Source organism: Thiomicrorhabdus sp. (assembly GCF_963662555.1).
Classification (GTDB): Bacteria; Pseudomonadota; Gammaproteobacteria; order Thiomicrospirales; family Thiomicrospiraceae; genus Thiomicrorhabdus.
In genome coordinates this window covers 1,734,163-1,751,474 of record NZ_OY759719.1, presented here as the reverse complement: position 1 = coordinate 1,751,474, position 17,312 = coordinate 1,734,163, and the positions used below count along the sequence as shown (strand labels likewise).

At 37.5% G+C, this 17,312-nt stretch carries 16 protein-coding genes and 2 pseudogenes; 13 read left to right on the top strand and 5 right to left on the bottom strand.

What is annotated here, in order from left to right:
- The first annotated feature begins 40 nt into the window (after positions 1-40).
- Positions 41-1,666, top strand: coding sequence for an ABC transporter ATP-binding protein (locus tag ACORJQ_RS07755; RefSeq protein WP_321323420.1), 1,626 nt, complete (start codon positions 41-43; stop codon positions 1,664-1,666).
- A 125-nt stretch (positions 1,667-1,791) separates the two neighbouring features.
- Here ACORJQ_RS07755 and ACORJQ_RS07750 read toward each other — a convergent pair.
- Both ACORJQ_RS07750 and ACORJQ_RS07745 read right to left on the bottom strand, forming a co-directional pair.
- Positions 1,792-1,944 (bottom strand): annotated as a pseudogene (locus ACORJQ_RS07750) (tyrosine-type recombinase/integrase); the annotation flags it as partial.
- Positions 1,945-1,986: 42 nt separating this feature from the next.
- Positions 1,987-2,061, bottom strand: a pseudogene (locus tag ACORJQ_RS07745) (hypothetical protein); the annotation flags it as partial.
- Positions 2,062-2,296: 235 nt separating this feature from the next.
- Between ACORJQ_RS07745 and ACORJQ_RS07740 the strand changes: the two are divergent.
- The 12 genes from ACORJQ_RS07740 to ACORJQ_RS07685 all read left to right on the top strand — a co-directional run bounded on the left by ACORJQ_RS07740 (position 2,297) and on the right by ACORJQ_RS07685 (position 13,216).
- Positions 2,297-4,183 (top strand): HsdM family class I SAM-dependent methyltransferase, encoded by a 1,887-nt coding sequence (locus tag ACORJQ_RS07740; RefSeq protein ID WP_321323419.1) that lies wholly within the window; start codon positions 2,297-2,299, stop codon positions 4,181-4,183.
- Positions 4,180-5,127 carry a restriction endonuclease subunit S gene (locus ACORJQ_RS07735; RefSeq protein WP_321323417.1) on the top strand — a complete coding sequence of 316 codons (948 nt, stop codon included), beginning with the start codon at positions 4,180-4,182 and terminating at the stop codon, positions 5,125-5,127. Before ACORJQ_RS07740 ends, ACORJQ_RS07735 begins: the two co-directional genes overlap by 4 nt.
- A gap of 547 nt (positions 5,128-5,674) precedes the next feature.
- Complete coding sequence (locus ACORJQ_RS07730; protein ID WP_321323415.1) at positions 5,675-7,051, top strand: DUF8370 family protein; 1,377 nt, start codon at positions 5,675-5,677, stop codon at positions 7,049-7,051.
- Between the two features lie 10 nt (positions 7,052-7,061).
- Positions 7,062-7,466, top strand: coding sequence for a hypothetical protein (locus tag ACORJQ_RS07725; protein ID WP_321323413.1), 405 nt, complete (start codon positions 7,062-7,064; stop codon positions 7,464-7,466).
- Between the two features lie 2 nt (positions 7,467-7,468).
- A complete protein-coding gene (locus ACORJQ_RS07720) occupies positions 7,469-7,816 on the top strand; it encodes a hypothetical protein (protein ID WP_321323412.1) in 348 nt (115 codons plus the stop codon).
- Positions 7,817-7,908: 92 nt separating this feature from the next.
- Entirely contained in the window at positions 7,909-8,730 is an 822-nt protein-coding gene (locus ACORJQ_RS07715) for a hypothetical protein (protein WP_321323411.1), read from the top strand.
- Between the two features lie 100 nt (positions 8,731-8,830).
- Positions 8,831-9,256, top strand: coding sequence for a hypothetical protein (locus ACORJQ_RS07710; RefSeq protein ID WP_321323409.1), 426 nt, complete (start codon positions 8,831-8,833; stop codon positions 9,254-9,256).
- 22 nt (positions 9,257-9,278) lie between these two features.
- Positions 9,279-9,773, top strand: a complete 495-nt coding sequence (locus ACORJQ_RS07705) for an REP-associated tyrosine transposase (protein WP_321323407.1) — start codon at positions 9,279-9,281, stop codon at positions 9,771-9,773.
- Positions 9,760-10,122 (top strand): hypothetical protein, encoded by a 363-nt coding sequence (locus ACORJQ_RS07700; RefSeq protein WP_321323405.1) that lies wholly within the window; start codon positions 9,760-9,762, stop codon positions 10,120-10,122. The genes ACORJQ_RS07705 and ACORJQ_RS07700 overlap by 14 nt, the downstream gene beginning before the upstream one ends.
- Positions 10,123-10,167: 45 nt before the next feature.
- The gene (locus tag ACORJQ_RS07695) at positions 10,168-11,208 is read left to right on the top strand and encodes a nuclease-related domain-containing protein (RefSeq protein ID WP_321323404.1); all 1,041 of its coding nucleotides are present in this window, start codon (positions 10,168-10,170) and stop codon (positions 11,206-11,208) included.
- 251 nt (positions 11,209-11,459) lie between these two features.
- Positions 11,460-12,479, top strand: a complete 1,020-nt coding sequence (locus ACORJQ_RS07690) for a sodium:calcium antiporter (protein ID WP_321323402.1) — start codon at positions 11,460-11,462, stop codon at positions 12,477-12,479.
- A gap of 152 nt (positions 12,480-12,631) precedes the next feature.
- The gene (locus ACORJQ_RS07685; protein ID WP_321323400.1) at positions 12,632-13,216 is read left to right on the top strand and encodes a hypothetical protein; all 585 of its coding nucleotides are present in this window, start codon (positions 12,632-12,634) and stop codon (positions 13,214-13,216) included.
- Positions 13,217-13,288: 72 nt separating this feature from the next.
- Here the strand turns inward: ACORJQ_RS07685 and ACORJQ_RS07680 are convergent, their stop codons facing one another.
- The 3 genes from ACORJQ_RS07680 to ACORJQ_RS07670 are packed head-to-tail and all read right to left on the bottom strand — an operon-like array spanning position 13,289 to position 17,312.
- Entirely contained in the window at positions 13,289-14,398 is a 1,110-nt protein-coding gene (locus ACORJQ_RS07680) for an ABC transporter permease (protein ID WP_321323398.1), read from the bottom strand.
- Between the two features lie 2 nt (positions 14,399-14,400).
- Positions 14,401-15,531 carry an ABC transporter permease gene (locus ACORJQ_RS07675; protein WP_321323396.1) on the bottom strand — a complete coding sequence of 377 codons (1,131 nt, stop codon included), beginning with the start codon at positions 15,529-15,531 and terminating at the stop codon, positions 14,401-14,403.
- On the bottom strand, positions 15,528-17,312 hold the full coding sequence (locus ACORJQ_RS07670) for an ATP-binding cassette domain-containing protein (RefSeq protein WP_321323394.1): 1,785 nt from the start codon (positions 17,310-17,312) through the stop codon (positions 15,528-15,530). The genes ACORJQ_RS07675 and ACORJQ_RS07670 overlap by 4 nt, the downstream gene beginning before the upstream one ends.

The window sequence follows — 17,312 nt, the reverse complement described above, 5'->3', positions numbered from 1 at the left end:
CATAATTTGTTAAATTTTCTGATTTTACCAAGGAATCCAGATGTCTGAATCTAAAGTATTAAGTGTTTCCAATCTTGTATTAAATATAGGAGATAACCGCTTAATTGACGATATTAGTTTTGAGATTAAACCAGCCGAAATCTTTGCTTTAGTGGGAGAATCCGGTAGTGGTAAATCATTAACTTCCTTAGCTATCATGCGTTTACTGCCCGAAGTGATAACGGTAGATTCTGGTAATATCGCCTTACAAAATCAAAACCTATTTGATTTACCTGAATACAAAATGCAAAAGATTCGCGGTAAACAAGTGGCGATGATATTTCAAGAACCTATGACCTCACTTAACCCTGTTATGAAAGTAGGTGACCAAGTGGCAGAGGTTTTACGGTTACACCTTGGGCTTAATAGCAAACAAGCTAGGGTTAAAGTCGTCTCTTTATTTGAAGAGGTAGGGATTCCACAACCCAATGAACGTTTTGATTGGTATCCACATCAGTTATCAGGTGGGCAAAAACAACGTGTGATGATTGCTATGGCGTTAGCTTGTGAGCCTGATTTATTAATTGCTGATGAACCTACAACGGCGTTAGACGTAACGATTCAAGCCCAAGTGCTTAATCTGTTAAAAGATATTAGAGACAAAAGAGGTCTAGCTATTCTGTTTATTACTCACGATATGGGAGTGGTTTATGAAATGGCCGATACCGTTGCTGTGATGAAACAAGGCAAAATTTTAGAACAAGCTGAAAAAGAAATCTTTTTTAATAATGCCAAGCATCCTTATACTCAAAAACTACTTCAAGATGCCGTACCAAAACAAACCTTAAAGTCAGTTGTTAATTCTGAGAAACTATTAGAACTCAATGACTTAAAAGTACATTTCCCTATTAAAAAAGGTCTATTCCAACGAACTGTGGGCATGGTTAAAGCGGTTGATGGTGTTAGCTTAAGTATTGAAAAAGGCCAAACTCTCGCCTTAGTTGGAGAGTCAGGCTCGGGCAAAAGCACGATTGGTCAAGCCATTTTAAAGTTAGTGAACACAACAGAAGGTTCGGTTTCATACGTTTCAGATAGTCAACCAATACGCCTAACGGATCTAACAGAAAGACAAATGAAACCGTTACGCAAAAAAATTCAAGTTATCTTTCAAGACCCTTTCTCAGCTCTTAACCCAAGAATGACCATTAGTGAAATTATTAGAGAAGGCATGGTGAGTCTTAAAGTGGGTAGCCAAAACAAAAAAGACCAAGACCATCGTATTGAAGAGCTTTTGGTTCAAGTTGGCTTAGAACCTGAACACAAACACCGCTACCCGCATGAGTTTTCAGGTGGGCAACGCCAACGTATAGGCATTGCCCGTGCCTTAGCGGTAGAACCAGAACTAATTATTTGTGACGAACCGACCAGTGCCTTAGATGTAACAGTAAGAGCACAAGTATTAAAACTGCTAGAAGACCTACAGAAACAGTATCAACTCTCTTATCTATTTATTACTCACGACCTATCCATTATTCCAAGCATCGCCCATAAAGTCGCGGTGATGCAAAATGGCAAAGTAGTCGAGCAGGGCACAGTAGAACAAATCATGCATAATCCACAGCAAGAATATACCAAACAACTATTGAATTCTGCTCCAGAGTTGATTCGTAAGGTTATGTTTGCTTAAGCTTTATTGGTCACAAGTTAGCTAATTTACCAGGCCTGGTATGCCCTGTGGCCATCGTTGTTGTGTGAGCATAGGGTAAATTCTATTGAGGTAGAGAGAGAGCAAAGACATTAAGAGTCTGTTCTTTAAAGAGTAAGATCATCAAACGGACTCTTAACTCCATTTGCACCTTGTTTTAGAACATGGATGTAAATCATGGTGGTTTGTAAGTTTGCATGTCTCAATAAAGCTTGAATGGTTCTGATATCTGTACCCGTTTGAAGTAAATGAGTGGCAAAACCTGTGAAACCACCTCCTTTGAAAGTACGACTGGTAATACCATGAAACTTAACAAAGCACCTTACCCAATCGCAATAACTATTCTCCGTTGAGTAAGCATAACCCTCTCTACGCAAAATACGGCGTATTTCATCTAGTAAAAGAGACTTGCTTGAGTTAGTATTTATAAAACTACTTATTTAATGCTATAAGGCTTTGATAATACGAGGTAAACAGTCACATTGACAGGTTTGACTTAATAATAAGGCAAAGTGGCATGAAAATAAGTGTAATATCAAATATAAAGGCATATATGCCTTATACTAAATGTTAAGCGCATAGCAAAATTTCACAGAATTATTAAGGAACAAGATGAGTTCAACTAAAAGTAAGGTTTCAGAATTTACTTCTTACATTTGGATCAAAAGTGAACTGAATAGCGCGGGATGGAATACTCGTCACCCGAGTAGAAATTCAGACGGCCAGTTATATACACAACAAGAATGTCACGATGTTGAATATATAAAAGAACAGCTAGGCCTAAAAAAGCCCGAGTATGTTATTAAACTGTCTGAAGACCAATTTTATGTGATTGAAGCTAAAGGCGATGTAAGCGAAATTGAGAAAGCATTCAAAGAAGCTAAAGATTACGCAAAACTTATAAATAACAGCGAACATGTTAACGCCCTAATTGTATCTGGCGTTGCAGGCAATGATGATGATGGATACCTTGTAAAAAGTGCTTTCTACGTTAATGGTCAATTTAGAACTATAAATTATCACGGAAAAGAAATTACGAGCCTTGTATCTCCTGCCCTAGCAAAAGACTTAATTGATAGGCAAAGTAATCAAATAGAAGAGTTAAAGATTGATGAGGCCCAACTTTTAAAAATAGCTGAAGAAATTAATGAAGTTCTCCATCTTGGCTCAATTAATAAGGATGAGCGCGCGTCAGTAATGGCGACTTTATTGCTCGCATTAATAGATGACACAAAGCCAAACTATAACGCCAGCGCTTCGGTTTTTGTTAAGGATATTAATGCAAGGGCAGAGGAAGTTTTAATATCACACAACAAGAGAGACTTTCTAAAGCATATAGAGGTTAAACTACCAAGCAATAAGGAAGCTCAAAACAAATACAAAAAAGCACTTGTTTCCACAATTTTTAAACTGAAGAAAATTGACATTCAGGCTGCCATGAAATCAGGGACAGATATTTTAGGAAAGTTTTATGAAGTTTTCTTGAAGTATGGTAATGGAGCAAAAGACATTGGAATTGTCTTAACTCCTAGACATATCGCAAAATTTGCATGCTCCGCAATGAATATAACACACCATGATGTAGTCTATGACCCAACATGCGGAACAGGAGGGTTTCTTGTTTCTGCATTTGATCATGTAAGAGAAAACTCTAGTAAAAAGCAGCTAGAAGAATTCAAAAAGCACAGAATATTTGGGATTGAGCAGCAACCCAAAGTTGCTGCTTTAGCAATTGTAAACATGATATTTCGTGGTGACGGAAGCAACCATATAATTGATGATAATTGTTTGTCACGCGGCCTAGTAAGAACAGAGCTGAATAGCTCTAGAACTGCAGAATATACAAATAAAAATCCTAAAGAGGGTGAGGAAGCTATTACAAGGGTACTCATGAATCCTCCCTTTGCTCTGAAGGACAAGGATGAAAAGGAATATAAGTTTGTTCAGCATGCATTAGATCAAATGGAGGAAGGAGGACTTCTTTTTGCAGTTCTTCCATTATCTGTTTTATTGAAAGCAGGAGCAATTAAGTCATGGCGAAAAGATAAGTTGTTGGGAGAGAATACTGTTCTATCAGTTATAACTCTTCCTCCAAAACTGTTCTATCCTGTTGGCGTTCATACCTGTGGAATCTTTATAAGAAAAGGAGAGCCTCATAAAAAGGATGCAAATATCTTATGGCTTAGATGCATGCATGATGGTTACTTCACAAAAAAAGGTAAGCGCCTGTTTGCTGCAAACGAAAAGAATGATCTTGATTCTGTTCTTAATAATCTAAAGTTGTTTTTTATGGATCAAAAAATTTCACTTGATAACATCCCTGAATTTCAAAAATCCTGCCCTATAAATTGGGAGGATAAAACTTTAGAGCTTGTTCCAGAAGCCTATTTGGATATCAGTCAACCGTCTTTTGAAGAAGCATCAGCAGGCATGGATAATCTAGTTCGAGAAGCAGCTGCATTTGCAATCAAGATGAAAAAGGAATCTGAGATACAATGAAGATTCTTATTTCTGAATTGTTTGAATACCAAACAGGAAATCTGCCTGCGTTAGAGCTTACAGAACCTGGAGATATCCCTTTAATATATGGCACGACAAAAAATAATGGTGTAATCAAGCTTGTAAAGATTGATAAAGATTCGAAGGTATTTAAGCCACCACTAATTACAGTCTCTTATCTTGGTACAGCCTTTGTTCAGCGAACTACTTTCACAACTTCTGTAGTTGATAAAAGTAACATAACCATCCTTAAGCCAAGAAAGGATATGCCTATTGAGGCACTATACTACTACTGCATGCAAATAAATAAAATTGCAGAATTTGGATATTCATATGGCCGAAGGATGAATCAAAAGCAGCTAAATAAGCTGTATTTGAATAAGTATGAAACTCCATTCCCTCTAGAAGATATTGGCAATTACTTGCCTTGTAACGTAGATACAAGCTTAGCAAGTTGCTCTTTCTCTAAAATGAGAGAACATTCCATTCTTGAGCTCTTTGATGTTTCTAAGGGGGGCGGAGGTTATCTCGAATCTTTAGACGCTGGTGATACGCCCTTAATATCAGCTACATCTTATAACAATGGAGTTATTGGTAGTGTTAACGCAGCACCGTTATTCAAAAAAGGGACGATCACGATAGAACGAATAAAAAGTACGGCATTTGTACAACTACAGGATTTTTTAACTGTCCCCGATGATATCTATGTATTGACACCCAAGAAGAAAATGGAGCTGGCTGAGTTATACTTTTATTGCTATTTGATTAGAAGAGAGTCGTGGAAGTATAGCTATGGAAGAAAACTTACCCAGAAGCGATTGGAAAATATCATTTTTCACGTACCTTTGGATGATACTGAAAATATAGACTCAAATGCCATTGTAAAAATGTTCAAAAAATCGTACGGCAATGAAATTACTTCGAGCATATATAGACGCGCTTAACAAAGCGCTGCACGCGGATTAATTGCTCGCTACGCTCCCAATTAACCGGTGAGCGCGGCGTTAGCTGCAAAAGCATGAAAACCAAATATATATTTAAGTCAGTCGTAATTGCTACGTTAGGAATGCTAGCCTTAAATATTCTCTATCATTATGGTTCTTCTTATGCTGCTGAATTTGGCAATAGACAAAGGGGCGGTGTGGGGTGGGGTATAGGAATTCACTATTTTTCCTATATTTTAGCATTCGTGCTATTTATGCAAAGTTACTTGCACTACACAACCAACATAAAAGCATGGAAGGTGCTTATTGCATCTATAGTAATTTATACGGTTCTATCTTTCGTGTTTCTCGGTAACAACTTTAGCGGAACCGGTTGGAAATACCCCTATAGGTACACGTACCTTATGCTGTGCTCATATGCATTGCTAATAGCGCCGCTCATGAAACAGCTAACAAGTAAATCAACAAGGACAAAATAATGCGTCGCTTCGCTATGCATTATTTTGCCTGTTATTAAAGCGTTAGGCGACAAATAAACTGAGAACATATGGAAATATTCCGCCCAAGATTAACTGATTACTACGGTATACATAAGTCACAGGCAGACTTGGATTTTGCTATTCAGTTTTTTGACGAAGACATTCCGCTTTATGTCGATCCATACCTACTATGGAAATCGCCATCTATGCAAGATCAGTCATTACATACTGCTATTACCAACTCGTTTAATCATCTCAATTTTCTGATCAAAAAGGGGCGGGAAAGCGAAGCTATTGAAACGCTTGTCAATTTATCAGAATGTCCTGAAGTTGGCCTTGGTGTGTCTAAAACCAGAAAAGGCTTAAAAATAGGCTCTAAACAAGCGAATGAAATCCTTAATCTATTTAGAGATATACCAGAATACAGTCAATTTGGATTCACACATTTTGAATTGATTCAGCTTTATATTTCAGGAATATCTAAAGATCGAATAAGTGATATTTCTTGTAACTATATAAAATCATTTTTAATTGATTACACAATTGAGCAATGTGAAATTAACAACATACCCACCGAGGGGGTTATTCTTGACTCAGTATATAATTATCAAAGCAATTCATTCGACCTTAATCAAAAACTATTTTTGCCCGTAAACCCTAAAACCAGAGAGCCATTAATATTCACCCCTAAGCGCTGGTTAAGATTTAATCCTTGGATCAACTTCGAAGATTACTTTAAATCACATTGCCCTAGAGATGAGATATTTAACCCAAATGAACCAGAAGAAAGAGTAAAGGTTCTAAATTTCAACAGAGAAAATTACGGTGTCATTGAGGAGTACGTTAAATATAAAGATAAGACCGCTCAAGACTGCCAAAACGACCCTCTATTTAGTCAGATCCCAGTTTTGTCAGCCAAAAGGAAGTTGAACGATCTGCTGAAGCTAAATACAGGCAAGGAAGACGGAGCTGACATGAAGTATGAGGATTTGTCAGCGGATCTTTTAGCCACATTGTTTTACCCTCATTTAGACTTCGCACAAACTCAAAGCAGAACTGAATCTGGTCGACATATTCGTGATTTAATATTTTACAACAACAGAGATGTTGATTTTCTTGATGAAATATTTACCGAGTATGATAACAGGCAGCTAGTCATAGAAATGAAAAATGTAAAAAAAATAGATCGCGACCATATAAATCAACTTAATCGATATATGCAATCTAATATTGGTAGGTTTGGTGTATTCTTAACAAGAAATCCTTTACCCAAAGCGATGTTTACAAATACGATCGATTTATGGTCATCTCAAAGAAAATGCATAATCGCAATAACTGACGATGACTTGAAGTTAATGGTTGATGTTTATGAAAGTAAACAGCGTGCACCGATCGAAGTTCTGAAGAAAAAATATATTGAATTTAGACGCTCTTGCCCATCTTAAAGGAACAATAATGAATAGAAGTAATGTCGACATATTTGAAAAATTATCAGGTCAGTTGCTCAGTATTTACGAGGAAATATCGCTTCTTTCAAAAAAGAACCCTAATGATGCAGTTAACAAATTCAAACTAAAATTTGTTAACAAGCTGATATCTCAAAGTAACGAATATCTTGCAGAGAAGTATAAGCCTTTCGAGGACTTCGACAACTTTGATGAAGATGATATCCCACAAAACAGCGATGTGGTTTTCATACTGTCGCAGTATCTGCAATGCTTTGAAAAGCAAAGAGCCGATAATGTTGTAATACGGAACGGCGCTTGGTATTGGCGTGTTGAAGGAGATGAAAACGACAGTGTCGATGATGATGGTATGGTGTTGATTCGCACCGTTAAACCCAAGAAGCTTAAGGATTAAAAGTGAGTACAGATAAATTCTATACAACTAAAGAGAAGGCGCAAACGCACGACACTATGACGCCTTTGCTCCAAGCTATGTATACAGAGTTCAAAGAGCTGTCTAAAAAAAAGCCGGATTCTGCCGTAAGTAAAAGCAAAATTAAAATTGTAAATCGTCTTCTTGAGCGAGTGAAAACCGTCCTCTCTGATGAAGAGTCTATTGAGTTCTTGGATATGTTAGACGAAGATGATGTGCCACAAGCAAGTGATGTTACGTTAATTCTTTCACAGTATGTCGCCGCTATGGATGCATTCCACGGTAAACACTATGGCTGGGATGGGTCAAACCATGCTTGGTTCATAAAGTGAGCGAAAATCGCCTAACAAACGCGTCAATTAGGACGCTCGTAAGCTCGCGCCTATTACGCGGGCGTTAGATTTTAAAGAAAAGGATTGATTACTTGCCCCCTTTAAAAGTAGTTTCATTATCTCTGGCCTTGTTGGTTCTGACTTCCGTAGTATCCAGCCTGATTGGACTTAATAATCCATTGCTTAGTTTGAACGAGAACCAAGTTTTTTATTTATATTCTACTTCTTCGCAGGTTTTGGCAGGAATTTATGGTCTGACCTTGACCGGTTTTATATTTTTTCGGAATGAGCTTAGTCGGGAGGAGTTTGAGGATGATACTTTAACGGTTGCTGTTGAAAGTTTAAAAGAGAGGTATTTTAAAGTTCTGTTATTTGTAACCGCCTTATCAATCTTCACTATAGCAATTACTAATCTCGTCATATCGTCTGAAAGCAGTGAAAATACAACGCTGAATACTATTTTAATGAATTCCGCCCAATCATCATTTGCTGTTAATTTGTTAGTAATCGCCTATTTTATCTTTGACGTTATTGCACCCAAAAGAATTGAGAAGGAAAGTAAGGTTATTCAACAACGTGTTGACCCAACCCCAGAGGTAAAAGACAAAGGAAGCCTTGAAGACTTCTTAACGAATTTCAATCAGCTTGAGTACATTCTCCAGAAATATGGGCAAGCCTATCAGTCACAGTTAGAAGGTGAGACCAAAACAAGAAGAATTTCAAATGTGAGGCTTGCCGAATTCATACTCCGAGCAGAGAAAATTAATTATAGTTTATTTGAAGAAATAAGAAGTCTGGTTTCATTGAGGAACTCCATAATTCACGGGGCGGAGCCTGTAGTAAGTAAGCGCATGGTCGAATTGTCAGAGAAAATTCTAAAAGAACTGGCAGGTGCTCTAAATGTACAAATCTAACAAGCCAATCAACTACGCGCCTGCGGCGCCGGACGCGCGAAAAGCAGCGCGCCAGTTATTGGAGCGTTAGCATTCAAAAGATATGGTGTGCAAACTTTGCTTGAAAGATCGGGAGTTAAGAAACTCCCATATAATTCCAGAATTCCTGTACAAAACATTGTATGAGGACTCTGGCCGCTTTTTTGAGATAAATCTCGATAAAGATAGTAGAAATAAATTTCATCAAAAAGGAATTCGAGAACGCCTTCTCTGTGATGAGTGTGAGCAATTATTTTCAAAATACGAGCGGTACGCCAGCTTGTTACTCAATGGTGGATACGAACTTTTTGTAGTACCTGAGCCGCCGGTTGTGCATTTCAAAAATATTGATTATAAAAAATTCAAGATATTTGCTTTATCTATATTATGGCGAGCAGGAGTATCAACTAACAAGGCTTATAGTCAAGTCCAGCTTGAAGACATTGGGGGCAGGTCTTGTCTTTTGCTAAAGAAAAAGACATTGGGGTCAGGTCTTGTCTTTTGCTAAAGAAATATATTAAGTTGTCATTATGAGTAGACCATTAAGAATAGAATTTGCAGGTGCTTTATATCATGTAACCTCAAGAGGGAATGCCCAAGAAGATATCTATCATGATGATAAAGATAGATTAATGTTTCTTGAGATATTAAAAGACGTTTGCAAACGCTTTAATTGGGTGATCCATGCTTATTGTTTAATGTCTAATCATTATCATCTATTGGTTGAAACCCCTGATGGCAATTTATCTAAAGGTATGCGTCATTTAAACGGAGTGTACACTCAACGATTTAATCGCACACATTGTCGAGTGGGTCATGTTTTTCAAGGGCGGTTCAAGGCTATTTTGGTTCAGAGAGATTCGTATTTGCTAGAATTAGCACGCTATATTGTATTAAACCCAGTTAGAGCAAACATGGTGCTTACGGCTCAAGATTGGCCATGGAGCAGTTATCGGTCAACAGCTGGGTTGAAACTTGATTGGAAGCTGGTTAACGGTAGACTGGATTCTATTGGCCTTTTCTGACAATAGAGCTCATGCTGTAAAGATATATCGAGATTTTGTTTTGGAAGGCATGAAAAAGCCTGAGCTATGGGGTGAATTAACAAATCAAATATACCTGGGTGATGAATCTTTTATTAATGAGATGCAAAGCAAAATATCTTCAAAAACTAATATGGAAGAAATACCTGGTGCACAAACAAGAAACGTAGCAAAGCCGATTGCTTATTATGATAGCCATTATGTTAATAGAGACACCGCAATATGTAAGGCTTATGAGAGTGGTGCTTTTAGCATGAAGGAAATAGGCGATTATTATGAGTTACATTATTCACGTATTAGTCGTATCATTAAGGCAAAAAGCAAGACCTGACCCCCTCGTGTGTTAATATTGTTTATTAAATTAATTAGGTAAAAAATGCCCATTATTAAAGAATACAAATCTAATAAAGAACAGGATTTAGATTTGTTAAATAAGATGTTGAATGAAGGCAATATATCCGCAAAGACCCAACAAAAAATAAAGAGCCAAATAGCAAAGATAGTTCTTGGAAAGAAGGCTGAACAAAATGCCGCTTATATGTTGTCCAAACTCGTAGAAAAGAAAGATAAATATTTTTTAATAAACGACTTACGGCTTGAAATTGACGGAAGTATTGCTCAAATCGATCATCTGATTCTAAACCGTTTTGGTTATGTTTATTTATTTGAAACCAAAAACTTTTCAACGGGTATTAAAGTCGATGAAAATGAAGTATTTTGGCGTTGGGATGCCTATCGTAAAACTTATATCGAAATACCTTCACCAATAGAGCAATCAAAACGTCATGAAATTACTCTACAAAAAGCTCTAGATGCTTTAGGTTTTATGGTTACAGGATTTGAGCATTTTGTACTGGTTGATTACAATGCTGAACTTTTAAAGCCTATTAAAGGTTTTGATAATGTCTGTCGCCCAGACATGGTTGAAAAAGCCATTAAAAAAGCCGCTAATAATACAGGTATGTTTCAAGCCTTAAAGGAGATGGCTTCATTAATAAAAAATACTATGCCACTCAGTCACGGAGCATGTCAAATATGTGCAGAAGAATTATCTCAAATGCATCAACCCATTCAAATTGATTATCGTAAATATTTTAATGTTCCAGAACCTCATGAAGTGATTACTGTTTCAGAACCTCAAGCTAACTACATCACTAAACCAAAATTAGAATCTCAACTTCAACCTCAAAATCAAGATAAAGCCAATCAGATTGAGTTTTTAACTTTACCCAAAATGGCCAAGAAATTAAAAATCAGCAAAGAAGAATTTACTGCCAAATTACATCAACTGGGTTATTTTGAGAAAAAGAATGAGTACGATTATTTAACAGCCAAAGGTAAGGTTAACGGCATTAGATTTCAAAAAGGAAGGTTTGGATTTTATTTTCTTTTTCCAATTAACTTTATTTTAAAATAAACAATTACCAGGCCTGGTAAATTTAAATAGAGTTTTATTTTTTAGTAAAGGTAAACTTTATTAACTTGAAGTAAACTCTAAAAAATGCCGTCCTACATCTGCTCCCTCTGTTGTTTAAAAGTCTGTATTGAATTAATGAAATATGACAAACTACAGATGTAGTTCAGATATGGTTAGTTAAATATATGGCATTTTAATAACTTCATTTAGCTAAAAATGCTTTGAGTTCCTCTCTGTTTTTAAAGGCTTGTATGTTTACTTCGTTAATGTTTAATATTATCGCTTTTGGTGTTGCTGCACTGGTGATTATTGTTGCAGGTAGCAAGTTGGCAAAACTGTCTGACTCATTAGCAGATAAGACAGGCTTGGGTGAGGCTTTATTTGGGGTTTTACTCTTAGCGGGAGTTACCTCGCTACCTGATTTTGCGGCTACTTTAACTGCGGCAATAGATTCTCGTCCTGACTTGGCTATGAGTAATGTCATGGGGAGTATGGCTGTGAATCTGGTGTTTCTTGCTGTGGCTGATATTGTTTATCGTAAAGCTAATTTGGAACATGCCGCCGCATCTACGGTTAATCTGATGCTAGCAGGGCTACTTATTGTTTTATTGACTTTACCGTTGCTAGCGGTCTTTACACCCTCCATCACCTTTTTTAATATTCATCCAATCACTCCAGTGATTATTGCGGCTTATCTATTTGGTCTGAATTTGGTTCTTAGCACTAAAACAAAGCCTATGTGGTTTCCTCGACAAACACGCCAAACGGTTGCAGACCAACCAGATAAACATCATTACGGTAATTTATCTTCAGTATGGATGATGTTTATTTTGATGGCTCTTTTAACGGGAGTTGCAGGCTGGGTTTTAATGGAGTCTGCAAAGCAAATTGCAGATCAGACGGGAATTTCTGAAACACTAATGGGTGGTTTTTTTACCGCTCTCGCAACATCTACACCTGAGTTGGTCACCACTATTGTCGCTATACGTATTGGGGCGTTAACTCTCGCGGTTAGTAATATTTTTGGCACCAACTGTTTTAATATGTTGGTGATTGCCTCTGCTGATGTGGGTTATAGCGAAGGTTCTATCTATCATGATATGGCTCCAGTTCAGATGACATGGGGTTTGGTTAGTATTTTAATGACCGCGATTTTACTTTTAGGTATGGTGAGACGCGAGACGTATGGTATTGGTAGAATCGGTTTTGAGAGTGCTCTAATTTTGGCTATTTATATTATTACTTTGAGCTTAGTTATGCTGAGTGATTAAAGTAAAAATAGCTAATTTATCAAAAATAAAATCATCTGATTTTGTAATCAAAACTCATTATTCTTTTTGATTGTATTTCTCTTGTTAAAATCTTTTTGTGCTTTGGTGCTATGCATACCCAACGTTAACTTTATATAAGGCTTAAATTCTGGATGGACATCTTTTTACAACTTTGGGGTGGGTGTTTTTATTTAGCAAATAAAATGTTTTTTTCGTTATCTGAAACAAAGATAGGTGAAAAGAAAAATCAATTTAAACGGCTTGCATGGTCAGCATATTTAATTGGTGTTCCTGCGTGGATTGTACTGCTCATAGAAAAAAATAACTGGATAGCTGCCTCTATCGAAGCAGGGGGCATACCTGCCATGTTACTTGGCTTGTACAAAACATTTCATAAAACTCAAGCTAGCCCATTTATTGAGTCGTCCGTTAAGTACATAACGTATTTTGCAATCACATTTGGAGTGTTTATAAGCGTACAACACCACGGTGGTATAACTTCTGTTTCTCAGTTACTGGAAATCGGTGTTACCCTTGGATTTTTAATGGGTAGTTATCTAATGACTCAGCACAATAGCACTGGATACTTATTTTTTATGTTAATGAATTTGAGCATGGCTACTTTAATGTTTCTTCAAGATAAGGACATACTGATGGTGCAACAACTACTCTCTCTATCATTCGTCATTTATGGTTATTTACAATCAATCAAAATACAAAATAACGTGGCCAACTAATATTGATTCTTCACCAATAATCAATCAACTTTTTGGTTCTCTTTGGTTTTAATTCAGTTGTTCTAACAAACTTTAGTACATTCGTTTTTTAAAGAGCCATCCTGTGATTGCTAGTGTTGTAAAGCCTATAACAACCATTGGCCAGTATTGGGGAAACAGCAATGCATAACTATCGCCTTCCAAGAATACTCCGCGAGTAATAATGAGTAAGTATCTTAGTGGATCAAGATAGGTTATCCATTGAATCACTTGGGGCATGTTTTCAATAGGTGTTGCATAGCCAGAGAGAATTACTGCCGGAACCATAAAAATAAACGCACCTAAAATTGCTTGCTGTTGTGTAACAACAACCGTTGAAATCATTAAACCAATACCCACTGCTGAAAGTAAAAACAGCAATAAGCCAAGATATAAGGCGCCCACGCTTCCTCGCAAAGGAATATCAAACCAGTAGACTGCAAACATTATTATAAAGGTCGCTTCGATTAATCCTATGATAACGCCTGGTAGTGCCTTGCCGATTAATATCTGTAAAGGTGTTAATGGAGTGACCAAAAGCTGGTCAAAAGTACCAGCTTCACGTTCTCGAGCAACCGATAGTGCCGTGACGATTAAGGTAATTACCAGTGTAATTAAACCAATAATACCTGGAATAATGAACCAACCAGATTGGAGGTTTTCATTATACCAAGCACGAATTTCTATATTAGCAGGCAGGTTGCCAGAGCCATGATCACTTGCCCAGCTTTGGTTAAATTTCAGTAGGATGCTGCGTATGTAATTTAAAGAAATCATTGCGGTATTTGAATTTCGGCCATCTAAAATGACTTGTAAAGGTGCAGCGATACCTTTTTGTATATTGGCACTAAAGTTTGGGCCAAAGTGTATGACCATTAAGGCATTTTTATTATTAATGATCGGTGCAATATCTGCCTCTTTATCAATGTAGCGAATAATATCAAAATTAGGAGAGCCTTCGATTTTACTAATAAATTCCCGGCTACTTGCACCATGGTCTTCGTTATAAATTGCAACAGATACATGGTTTAGGTCAAAAGTAGCGGCGTAACCAAAAATAAGAAGCTGAAAAATAGGCGGTCCAATTAGAATGGCTCGGCTTTTTTTGTCTCGTAATACAGCCAAAAATTCTTTAATTGCAAGAGCCCAAATAGCTTGAAACATACTCACTCCAAATGATTAGTAGATTTTTTGCGCACAATAAACGCAAAGAAAACTAGCATAAATAACAAGGCCGCCATATTAGCGAGTACAACGGGCCAGATATTGCCTGCTAAAAATAGAGTTTGCAAGATAGCCACAAAGTAACGAGCGGGCACGATGTGAGTAATGAATTGAACGACTTCTGGCATGGAGTTAATGTCAAAAATAAAGCCTGAAAGCATAAAAGCGGGTAAAAACGTGACAATGATGGAAATCTGACCAGCGATAAATTGATTTTTAGAAACAATAGAAATCAATAATCCTATTGCCAAGGACACGAGCATAAATATAGTGGATGCGAGTAACAATACCCAAAATGAACCCCTTAATGGTACATCAAACTGCCAGATTGCTAAAATTACAGTAAAGAGCATACTGCCCATTCCAAGTATGAAATAGGGCACTAACTTACCAATGAGAAATTCATTAATATGCAATGGGGTGACTAATATCGCTTCCATTGTGCCGCGGTCCCATTCTCGGGCAACCACCATAGATGTTAACAATGAGCCGATTAAGGTCATAATTATGGCGATTAATCCAGGAACCAGAAATAAACTGCTGTTTAAAGCAGGGTTAAACCAAACTCGTTGCTCTAGCTGCACCACTTGTTTAAATGGATGGCCTGTTTTTTCGGAATAGTGCTCTAACCAGGTTAGCCAAGCCCCCTCTATGTAACCTTTGGTAATGCTAGCTTGATTGGAGTTAACGCCATTCACTCTAACTGCGATCTGTGGTGTTTGGCCTGCATGAAGTTGTGATGAAAAATTGTTTTTTAACCAAATAATGCCATCAATTTTTCGGTCTTTTAGGGCTGTTTCTGCAGCTTGAATTGAATGGAAGTACTGAGGTGCAAAGTAGGAAGACTGTGAAAAAGAGTCTGTAAACGATGCAGTGGTAGTATCGGGTTGTTCAACCACCAATCCAACTGGGATATTTTTGGCATCAAGCGAAACACCGTAACCAAATAAAAATAACAGAACGACAGGCAATACAAATGCAATAGCAATACTGGAAGGGTCACGAATGATTTGCAAACTTTCTTTCAAAATCATACCCTTAAGTCGAATAGCAGAAAAGGTTCGCGAACTCATAAGGTAATATCCTTTGAATTCGAGTCCTTCACTGCAGAGGTTGTTGGGTGTTCAATCAAATGAATAAAAGCATCTTCTATACTAGGATGTGGCTGTTCATTTGTTGTTGCCAACTTACGAATTTCATGAGGTGTTCCATTTGCTAAAACTTGGCCTTCTGCCATAATCAGTAGGCGATCACAATAGTTAGCTTCTTCCATAAAGTGTGTGGTAACTAATACGGTAATGCCTGTTTCAGCTAAAGCATTTGTACGCTGCCAAAACTCCTGCCTTGCGAGCGGATCAATGCCCGATGTAGGTTCATCCAGAAATAAAATATCCGGCTCATGCATTAATGCTGCAGCAAAAGATAGTCGTTGTTTATAGCCAAGCGGTAGTTCTTTAGCATTGCTATTTTGATAATTAGTGAGTTCAAAAGTTGTTAATGCCCATTGAATACGTTCAGCTTGGCGTTGTTTATCTAAACCGTAAGCTCTGGCAAAAAAACGTAAATTTTGAATGACCGATAGGTTGGTATAAAGTGAAAACTTTTGTGCCATATAGCCAATATTTTTACGAGCCTTGGCTGATGCAGTACGTAAGTCATGTCCAGCTACGGACAAGTTGCCGCTGGTAGGCGGTAATAAACCACAAAGCATTCTAAAGGTAGTAGACTTTCCTGCACCGTTAGCACCCAATAAGCCAAAAATTTCACCCTGTCGAACCGAAAAATCGATGCCTTTTACAGCAACAAAGTCACCAAAACGTTTTTCTAAATTGTTGACCTGTATCACTTTGTTATCAGAAATAGATCCCATCGAGGCAACCAGTTTCTGTGTTGATGGTGTAGAAGATGATTGGGTTTTGAGGGTAGCAATAAAAACATCTTCAAACTTAGCTGGAATAGGAGTGATTTGTATATCACTGGCTTGGTCAATTGTCTGGAGTTCAGCCAATAATTCAGCCTGATTAAAGGGGATATCTGCGTGACTGATTAAGTGAATACTGTCTTCGCCAAGCGAAGCATCTAAAATATCGGGGCGTTGGGCAAGTTGGGCAAGCAAGCTACGATAACGAATTCCTTTGGCCTGCAAACGAAAAGTACGTCCAGTTAGTTTTTTATTAAATTCATCTGGTTTGTCTTTACCTAAAATTTTACCTTCGTGCATTAACAACACTTCGTGGCAACGTTCTGCTTCATCTAAATAAGTGGTGCTCATCAACACACTCATTCCTTCATCTTGCACTTGATTATAAACAATCTGCCATAATTCTCGGCGTGAGACTGGATCAACACCAACCGTTGGCTCATCCAATAACAGCAAAGCAGGTGGACGAACTAAAGCACATGCTAGTCCGAGTTTTTGTTTCATACCACCTGATAATTGTCCTGCCAAACGTTGTGTAAAGGCTTGTAGTCCAGTCATTTGCATGAGTGTTTCATAACGACTCTGGCGTTGTTCTAGTGGAACACTTTGAAAGTTGGCATATAAATCAAGATTTTCTTGTACCGTTAAATCTTCATACAAACCAAAGCTTTGTGGCATGTAACCAATGCTTGATTGAATGGATTGACCTTGAGAAGAGGCATCTAATCCCAATACATTAATTTGACCAGAGTCAGGCAAAAGTAAATTGGCAATTAAACGCATAAGGGTAGTTTTACCTGCTGCATCTGGGCCAATTAACCCTGTAACTTTACCTGGCGAGAGTGAAAAGCTGACATTATCCACGGCAAGAACTTTACCTTCTTCGCTAGTAAATGACTTGCTAACTGAGTTGAGTTGCAGTGGTGATGTCAT

Bases quoted from the DNA above. Each gene is read 5' to 3' on its own strand.
- ACORJQ_RS07740 (WP_321323419.1), top strand. From the start codon at position 2,297: ATGAGTTCAACTAAAAGTAAGGTTTCAGAATTTACTTCTTACATTTGG.
- ACORJQ_RS07670 (WP_321323394.1), bottom strand. From the start codon at position 17,312: ATGACATCACCACTGCAACTCAACTCAGTTAGCAAGTCATTTACTAGC.
- ACORJQ_RS07735 (WP_321323417.1), top strand. From the start codon at position 4,180: ATGAAGATTCTTATTTCTGAATTGTTTGAATACCAAACAGGAAATCTG.
- ACORJQ_RS07705 (WP_321323407.1), top strand. From the start codon at position 9,279: ATGAGTAGACCATTAAGAATAGAATTTGCAGGTGCTTTATATCATGTA.
- ACORJQ_RS07690 (WP_321323402.1), top strand. From the start codon at position 11,460: ATGTTTACTTCGTTAATGTTTAATATTATCGCTTTTGGTGTTGCTGCA.
- ACORJQ_RS07680 (WP_321323398.1), bottom strand. From the start codon at position 14,398: ATGTTTCAAGCTATTTGGGCTCTTGCAATTAAAGAATTTTTGGCTGTA.
- ACORJQ_RS07755 (WP_321323420.1), top strand. From the start codon at position 41: ATGTCTGAATCTAAAGTATTAAGTGTTTCCAATCTTGTATTAAATATA.
- ACORJQ_RS07685 (WP_321323400.1), top strand. From the start codon at position 12,632: ATGGACATCTTTTTACAACTTTGGGGTGGGTGTTTTTATTTAGCAAAT.
- ACORJQ_RS07725 (WP_321323413.1), top strand. From the start codon at position 7,062: ATGAATAGAAGTAATGTCGACATATTTGAAAAATTATCAGGTCAGTTG.
- ACORJQ_RS07730 (WP_321323415.1), top strand. From the start codon at position 5,675: ATGGAAATATTCCGCCCAAGATTAACTGATTACTACGGTATACATAAG.
- ACORJQ_RS07675 (WP_321323396.1), bottom strand. From the start codon at position 15,531: ATGAGTTCGCGAACCTTTTCTGCTATTCGACTTAAGGGTATGATTTTG.
- ACORJQ_RS07695 (WP_321323404.1), top strand. From the start codon at position 10,168: ATGCCCATTATTAAAGAATACAAATCTAATAAAGAACAGGATTTAGAT.